Consider the following 7,441-nt stretch of genomic DNA (forward strand, 5'->3'; position numbering starts at 1 on the left):
GGCGGGCGCCGCGGTCGCGCAGGCGGGGTGCATGCTAGAACGGTGAACGTTTCGCCGCACGAGCACGACCACGCACACCAACCGTCCCCGGCCGGCCCCGACGCGGCCGATCCGCAGGACGCGCAACGGCCCGACGACGCGGCCGATCCCGGTCTCTTCGGGCCCGACAGCGTCTCATGGCGGGTGATGGCAGACCCCGCGTTCGCGTTCGGCGGGCTGCGCGCGCTGTTCCTCCAGGCGCTGTATCCGCGGGCGATGGCCGGGCTGGCGCAGAACTCGGACCTGTCCGCCCCGCCGTGGAGCCGGTTGTTGCGTACCGCCCGCTACGTGCACACCGTCACATACGGCACGAGCGAACAGGCGCAGCAGGCCGCGGCCCGGGTCCGCGCGATCCACCGGGCCCTGTGGGGCCGGGACCCCGACAACGGGCGGCCCTTCCGCCTCGACGACCCGCAGGCGCTGCTGTGGGTGCACGTGGCGATGGCCGAGTCGTTCCTGTCGACCGCGCGGCGCGCCGGGCTGAGCCTGAGCGCCGACGAGACAGACCGCTTCTATCGCGAACAGGTGCTCGCGGCGCAACTGGTCGGGCTCGACCCGGCTGCGGTACCGGCCACCGCCGCGCAGGTCGCCCGCTATTTCGAGCAGATACGCCCGCAGTTGCGGCTCACACCGCAGGCCGCGCAGGCCGCACGGCTGCTGCTGTGGCCGCCGATGAACGCCAAAGCACGCCTGTACGGCGCGCGCGCCGGATGGCTGGCCCTCAGCTCGACCGCGTTCGGGCTGCTGCCGAGGTGGGCGCGGCGCCTGTACCGGCTGCCCGCGCTGCCTGGCGCCGACCTGCCGCCGGTGGCGACGGCGCGACTGTTGCGCACCGCGGCCGCCACGCTGCCCACGCCGCTGCGACGAGGCTCGCCGATGCTGCAGGAAGCCCGTGCACGCACCGGCGCTGTGGCCGCCGACCGGGCCGCGACCGGCGACCAACGCAGCGCCCCGCTCGTGCGCGGCGCTTCGCCTGCCAGGCCGCCTAAGCCATTGCCTAACCCCGGCGCGGGCCGCGGCCGAACAGCAGCTTCCACGGCGTGAGCGCCGACTCGAGCTGCACCGCGAAGCTCATCTTCGAGGCGCCTTTGACGCGCTCCTCGAACCGGATCGGCACTTCCACGATCCGCAGCCCCCGCCGCACCGCGCGATAGTTCATCTCCACCTGGAACGAGTAGCCGTTGCTGTGGATCGACGGCAGGTCTATTGCGCGCAGCGTCTCGGCGCGCCACGCCTTGAACCCCGCGGTGGCGTCCTTCACGTGCAGCCGCAGGATCGCGTTGACATAGAAGTTCGCCCACGCGGACAGGGCCTTGCGGTGCCACGGCCACTCCGCGGCCACCTGCCCGCCCGCCGTGTACCGCGACCCGAGTACCACCGCGGCGTCCGTGGAGGCGAGCTTGTCGAGCATCGCCGGGATGACACCGGCCGGGTGCGAAAGGTCGGCGTCCATCTGCACCACGATGTCGGCGCCCTCTGCCAGCGCGCGGCTCATTCCCGCGATGTACGCGCGTCCCAACCCGTCCTTGGCGGTTCGGTGCACCACCCCGACATGGTCGGGCCGCTCCGCGGCGAGCTTGTCGGCGATCTCCCCGGTACCGTCCGGCGACCCGTCGTCGACGACGAGCAAGTGCAGATCCGGCACGGGCAGGTCGGCGAGCAGACCGGCGAGTACCGGCAGGTTCTCCCTCTCGTTGTACGTCGGCACGACGACGACGACTTTGGGGGATGCGGCGGCCATGGGGATCCCTCGGACGAGCAGCGGCTAGAGGACGCGCCGGGCTGCGCTGCGCGACGCTAGATCACGTTCAGTGACAGTCGGGCGAGTGTAGCACCGGGCAGCAGGCGGCTGCCCTGCGGCGCAGCGCCCGTCCCGCGGCACTACATCGGGTCTGACGCGCCGCCCGGGCGCACGGTTGCACCCCTGGCGGCAGCCCGTTTCACGGCGCGAGCGCTTCGAGGATCCGCGTTGCGCGCCGCACGCCCACCTCGGTCCCGTCCGCCGGATCAGTGACCTGCGGATCCCAGTTCAGGTCGTAATACAGCTCGCTGACTCCCGCGTCGGCCAGAGCCTGTGTGTCGGCGCGGATCTGCGCGAAGCTTCCGGACAGCGGCAGGCGGCGACCGCCGGGACCCGCCGTGCCCGCGCCCGACGGGTCGGGACGCACCACGCCGCGCACCACCACCCGCAGCGCGTCCGGGTCGCGGCCGGCGTCCCGCGCGCTTTCCCGCACCAGCGCGATGCTCTCCCCGATGTTCTCCAGGTCCGTGGCGCTGCGGCTGATCCAGCCGTCGGCCAGACGCCCGGCGCGCCGCAGCGCCGCGGGCACCACCGCGCCGAGCAGGATCGGCGGCCCGGGCTGCTGTACCGGCTTGGGGTGCATCTGGCACTCGGGCAGCGTGTAGAAGCGGCCGTTGAACGATGCCGCTCCCGGGCCCCAGAGGGCACGCAGTACGCTCAAATACTCCTCGGCGCGCGCGCCGCGCCGATCGCTTGGCGCGCCGGTGGCCGTGAACTCCAGCGGCGACCAGCCGACACCCAGGCCCAGATCCAGCCTGCCCGCGCTGAGCACGTCCAGCGTCGCAGCCTGCTTTGCCAGGTACGCCGGCGCGACGAACGGCATGTTGACCAGCGCCACCCCCAGCCGGATACGGCTGGTGCGCGCCGCCGCGTAAGCGAGGGCGAGCAGCGGATCCAGTACGCTGCGATACGGCGGGTCGGCGTGCCCGTCGCCGGGAATCAGCAGCCGCTGGAACGTCCACAGACTCGCATAGCCGAGTTCTTCGGCGCGCTGCGCGAACAGGGCGAGGTTCTCCGGGCCGGCCCACGCACCCGACACCGGAGCACCGAATCCGATCTTCATAACCGCCACCCTAGTGTCCCGCGCCGGAAATCCGCCGTGAAAATCGGCCCCCGCATCCCGCCTGGCCGCGTTGCCGAAACACCCACAGACGACCCACTGCGTTGATTGAGCACCGCGAGGGTGTTCCGGCGCCTTGCCAGCCGGGCGCGGATGACCGGACGTGCGCAGCCAGGTCGAGCAGAGTCATGCGACGGATTTCCGGCGCGGGACACCAGACGACCCCGGACGGTGCGTGGTCTGCCGGTTCGTACGGCCGGGCCATACTGCATACTCGCGAGACGCCCGCGGGAACCCGTTGGCGCAGTCGGCGAGCCGATCGGTAGTTTGCGCGGGGTGACTGCCGTGTCGAGTGACGAACTGAGCAGGGCGGTCTTCGTCTGCTGCCGCTCGCGCAGGGCCGGGGTGTCGGCGATGACGCGTCGCAACGGTTCGGAGAAACGCCGGTTGCCCTCGAAAGCGAGGCGGCACAGCGGAAGGAGCGCCCTGCGGGCGCTGCCGGGAGTTCATCCGGCAGATCGACCCGGCCAACCTGGACACCACCGTGATCCTGGGTCGCCGGGCATCCGTGAGACTGCGCGATCTGCTGCCGTTCAACGAATGGCCGAGCCCGCTCGATTGAGCCGCGGCACGGCCGCACGATCACGCAACACACCTCGGCACTCGGGGAAGCTCCGCAATGCCCGAACTCCAGTGCCTGACGGCGCTGAGGTCGGCATCGCTCGAATACGGACGCACGCGAGTACGATCTTTGCGCGTGACACCGCTTCAGCTCCCGCCCCAGGCACCCGTCGCCCGCTCACCCGTTGAGCCTCCGGCCGCCGCCGGGACCTGGCACGGCCCGCACGCCGACGAACTCGGGCAGGCGACCGCCGCGTGGCTGGCCGCGAAGAAGCCCACCACACGCGAAGCGTACGCGCGTGACCTGCGCGCCTGGGGCGTCTTCTGCGCCGACCACGGCATGCACGTGCTCACCGCCCGCAAGCCCGACGCCGACCTGTTCGGCGCCGCGCTGCAAGACCCCGGCGCGACAGTACGCCCCCTGTCGGCGCCCAGCGCCGCCCGACGCATGGCCGCGGTCTCCTCCTGGTACCGATACCTGGTGGCCTGTGGACTGCACGACCGCAACCCGTTCGCCGCCGCCGAACGCCCGCGTGTCGACCGCGACTACTCCGCCACCGCGTGGCTCGACGAAAACTCCGCGCGGCGCATCATCGACGCCGCCGACACCGCCATTGGCAGCACACGTCTGCGCGACGCGGCGATGCTGCGCCTCATGCTGCAACTGGGCGTGCGTGTCAGTGAAGTGTGCTCAATGCGTGTTGACGCCTTAGGCAGCGCCCGCGGCCAACGCACCATCACCGTGCACGGCAAAGGCGGCAAACGCATCGAACGTGCCCTCCCCCCGGCCGCAGCCGAAGCTCTCGACGCGTACCTGACATGGCGAGCCGACCGCAGCGGCGAGCCGATCGCTGCGAACACACCGCTGTTCGCGACCGCATCAGGCCGGCCGGTCGACCGCACCGAGGTCTTCCGCCTGGTGCGCCGCCTCGCCGAGCGCGCCGAGTTGCCCCAGCCGCACGCGGTGACCCCGCACGCGCTGCGCCACACCTTCGCCACCATCGCCACCGAACGCGGCGCGGACCTCGATGACCTGCAGGACGCCATGGGACACGCCGACCCGCGCACCACCCGCCGCTACCAGCGCGCGGCCCGCCGCCTGGAGCGCGATCCCGCGCACCTGGTCGCCGCGGCCCTGGGCTGACGGCGGAAGATACAGCGCCGCCGCGGCGTTCTCAACCTCGGAACGTACCGCGGGACCGGAGCGCGGCAGACACCCGTGTCGAATCCGCGCCCCTGGGTACCTCGGCTTTTCGACCGGCCGCCCACGGCTGCGCGCCCCGGTAAGGCGAGCCTGACCCTGCTATCGCCGCACCTGGCACGCCGCGTATCGTCATCGCGCGGGCGCCCGCGCTCTCGGCCGTTAACGCACTGCATGGAGGATTCTCGTGACCGGCATCACGACCGCCAAAAGCGCCACGGCGCCGGCCATCCGCATCGGCGAGCCCCCGCCCCCCGAGCACCACCGCGACGTCAGCGGCGGCTGGCTGCGACCCGCGGTCTTCGGCGCGATGGACGGCCTGGTCACCAACGTCTCGCTGATCAGCGGCGTCGGTGCCGGCGGGGTCTCCGCCCACGCCGTGACGCTCACCGGCCTCGCCGGGCTGGTCGCCGGGGCGTTCTCCATGGCCACCGGCGAATTCGTCTCGGTCTCCTCGCAGAACGAACTGGTGCACGCCGAGGTGGAGTACGAGCGGCGGGAACTGGCCCGCAACCCGGTCGGCGAGCAGGCCGAACTGGCCGCATCGTTCCGCGCGCAGGGCGTCGACGCGCACCTGGCCGAGCAGGTCGCCGCCCAGATCTCCGCGCAACCGGACCGCGGCCTGGGCATCCATGTGCGCGAAGAGCTAGGCGTCGATCACGAGGAACTGCCCTCGCCGTGGACCGCCGCCGGCGCTTCCTTCGCCTCTTTCTCCATCGGGGCGCTCATCCCGCTGCTGCCGTTCCTGGTCGGCGCGCCGTGGCTGTGGCTCGCCCTGGTGCTCTCCGCCCTGACCGCGTTCTTCGGCGGCGGCCTGGTCGGCCGGCTGACCGGGCGCCCGTTCCTGCACGCCGCGCTGCGTCAGCTGGTGCTCGGCGCCCTGGCCGCCGGCGCGACGTACGCGATCGGCCTTGCTGTCGGCTCACACGTCGCGGCCTGATCCGGGCGACCGGCCCGGGTACTGGCCCGGGTTCCGGGCGGATCAATCGCGTACGCCGCCGGACGGCGCCGGTGATGATGGCTCTGCGCCGCCCGGCGGCACCCTGGACCCCGGCGGAACCGCCCACACCACAGACGCGGCCCGGCGACGAATGGTTGAAGACGAATAATTCGGTCAGCCCGGCGCGCTTCGGGCGTCAGAGCGTCGCGGTCGCCGGCAGCTGCCAGTCCAGCGGCGCATACCCGAGTTCCTCCAGGGCCGCGTTCACCTTCGAGAACGGGCGTGAGCCGAAGAACAGGCGCGCCGAGAGCGGTGAGGGGTGCGCGCCCTGGATCACCCGGTGCCGTACCGGGTCGATCAGCGCCGCCTTCTTCTTCGCGTGCGCGCCCCACAGCACGAACACCGCAGGCTCGGGCCGCTGCGCCATCGCCTGCACCACCGCGTCGGTGAACCGTTCCCACCCACGGCCCTTGTGCGACGCCGGCTCGTGCGCGCGCACCGTGAGTACGGTGTTCAGCAGCAGGACCCCCTGCGCGGCCCACGCACCCAGATAACCGTGCCCCGGAACCTCGCAGCCGACATCGTCGCGCAGTTCCTTGAGCATGTTGCGCAGCGACGGCGGCACTTTCACCCCCGGACGCACCGAGAAGCACATCCCGTGCGCCTGGCCCTCGTCGTGATACGGATCCTGACCCAGCACGACGACCCGCACGTCCCGGTACGCGGTCGCCTCCAGCGCCGCGAACACCTCGCCCTCGGGCGGGAAGACCCGGTGCTCGGCCCGCTCTGCGGCCAGGAACCGCTCAAGCTCGGCGAAATACGGCTCCCGGGTCTGCGCGGCCAGGACATCCTGCCAGGACTGCGGAACAGCGAGAGGCACGCGGCCCTCTCCTCCCCAACGGCGAACGCGACCCGCACCGGGGCGCGACGGACTCGGACCCGGCCACACCGCGCTCGCGGGCGCCCGGTCGCAGCGCTCTGCGTCGGTCGCTGCGGGCACCACCGTACCGGGCCGCTACGACAATCCCGGCCGCGGCGAACGGCGCGCGGGGCCCGGCGCGCCGGGCCCCGACCGGGCCGGCCAGTTAAGGCATCTGCGGCAACGCGGCCCGCGCCGACCGGCTGAGCACCGCCAAGCCCGCCATGACCGTCTCGCGGTCGCGCTCGGGAAGCGCGTCGAGCATGTACCGCTGAACATTGCTCGCGTGCACCCGCGCCGCGCGAACCGCGATCGACTCGCCCAGTTCCGTCAACGCCACCAGGTGCACCCGTCCGTCCCTGGGCGAGACCTCGCGCCGTACCAGGCCCGCCGCCTGCATCCGGTCCACCAACCGCGTCACCCCGCCCGTGGTCAGTACCCGGGCCTGCGAGATCTCCCGCATCGGCAACGGCGCCGCAGCCCGGCCCAGCAGCAGCAACACCTCGAACATCGCGTGGCTGATGCCGAACTCCCGCTCGATCGCCCGCCCCAGCAAGTACTCCAGGCCCCCTGCCGCGCCCAGCAGCCGCCCGAACGCCACCACCCTCGGCTCGTTCGCCGCGTCCGCCGCCGTCGCGATCACCGGCTCGCCCCGCACCGCGCCCGGATCCCGCGCCCCTGCCGCACCCACAACACCAGCCCTTTCCGCCTTCGGATACCCGCACCGCACCTGACACGCGGGCCGCGCCCGAACGACCCATACGACACCGCCCGAAGTGCCGCCCAGCGGAGCGTAGCGGACACCGTTCGCTACGCGAACAACACGTGGCGTGGTCCGCCACCCCTGCGCAACACCACCC

At 72.4% G+C, this 7,441-nt stretch carries 7 protein-coding genes; 3 read left to right on the plus strand and 4 right to left on the minus strand.

From position 1 onward, the window contains the following. Positions 1 to 42 precede the first annotated feature (42 nt). Complete coding sequence (locus KGA66_RS27005) at positions 43 to 1,083, plus strand: oxygenase MpaB family protein (protein WP_211472059.1); 1,041 nt, start codon at positions 43 to 45, stop codon at positions 1,081 to 1,083. Here the strand turns inward: KGA66_RS27005 and KGA66_RS27010 are convergent. After that, positions 1,037 to 1,780 (minus strand): polyprenol monophosphomannose synthase, encoded by a 744-nt coding sequence (locus KGA66_RS27010; RefSeq protein ID WP_211472061.1) that lies wholly within the window; start codon positions 1,778 to 1,780, stop codon positions 1,037 to 1,039. The two genes, KGA66_RS27005 and KGA66_RS27010, sit on opposite strands and share 47 nt — an antisense overlap. A 199-nt stretch (positions 1,781 to 1,979) precedes the next feature. After that, on the minus strand, positions 1,980 to 2,903 hold the full coding sequence (locus tag KGA66_RS27015) for a TIGR03619 family F420-dependent LLM class oxidoreductase (protein WP_211472063.1): 924 nt from the start codon (positions 2,901 to 2,903) through the stop codon (positions 1,980 to 1,982). 754 nt (positions 2,904 to 3,657) lie between these two features. Here KGA66_RS27015 and KGA66_RS27020 point away from each other — a divergent pair. Both KGA66_RS27020 and KGA66_RS27025 read left to right on the plus strand, forming a co-directional pair. Continuing rightward, positions 3,658 to 4,665: a tyrosine-type recombinase/integrase gene (locus KGA66_RS27020; protein ID WP_211472065.1), complete on the plus strand. Its 1,008-nt coding sequence runs from the start codon at positions 3,658 to 3,660 to the stop codon at positions 4,663 to 4,665. 286 nt (positions 4,666 to 4,951) lie between these two features. Beyond that, positions 4,952 to 5,662, plus strand: a complete 711-nt coding sequence (locus KGA66_RS27025; RefSeq protein ID WP_369015978.1) for a VIT1/CCC1 transporter family protein — start codon at positions 4,952 to 4,954, stop codon at positions 5,660 to 5,662. 196 nt (positions 5,663 to 5,858) lie between these two features. Here the strand turns inward: KGA66_RS27025 and ung are convergent, their stop codons facing one another. Together ung and KGA66_RS27035 are read right to left on the minus strand one after the other, a co-directional pair. Then, on the minus strand, positions 5,859 to 6,542 hold the full coding sequence (gene ung, locus KGA66_RS27030; RefSeq protein ID WP_211472069.1) for a uracil-DNA glycosylase: 684 nt from the start codon (positions 6,540 to 6,542) through the stop codon (positions 5,859 to 5,861). 205 nt (positions 6,543 to 6,747) lie between these two features. Then, complete coding sequence (locus KGA66_RS27035) at positions 6,748 to 7,272, minus strand: MarR family winged helix-turn-helix transcriptional regulator (RefSeq protein ID WP_211472071.1); 525 nt, start codon at positions 7,270 to 7,272, stop codon at positions 6,748 to 6,750. Between the last annotated feature and the right edge of the window lie 169 nt (positions 7,273 to 7,441).

The sequence above is a fragment of the Actinocrinis puniceicyclus genome, from assembly GCF_018283645.1.
Classification (GTDB): domain Bacteria; phylum Actinomycetota; class Actinomycetes; order Streptomycetales; family Catenulisporaceae; genus Actinocrinis; species Actinocrinis puniceicyclus.

Coding starts and splice junctions, on each gene's coding strand:
- KGA66_RS27010 (WP_211472061.1), bottom strand. CDS start 1,780: ATGGCCGCCGCATCCCCCAAAGTCGTCGTCGTCGTGCCGACGTACAAC.
- KGA66_RS27015 (WP_211472063.1), bottom strand. CDS start 2,903: ATGAAGATCGGATTCGGTGCTCCGGTGTCGGGTGCGTGGGCCGGCCCG.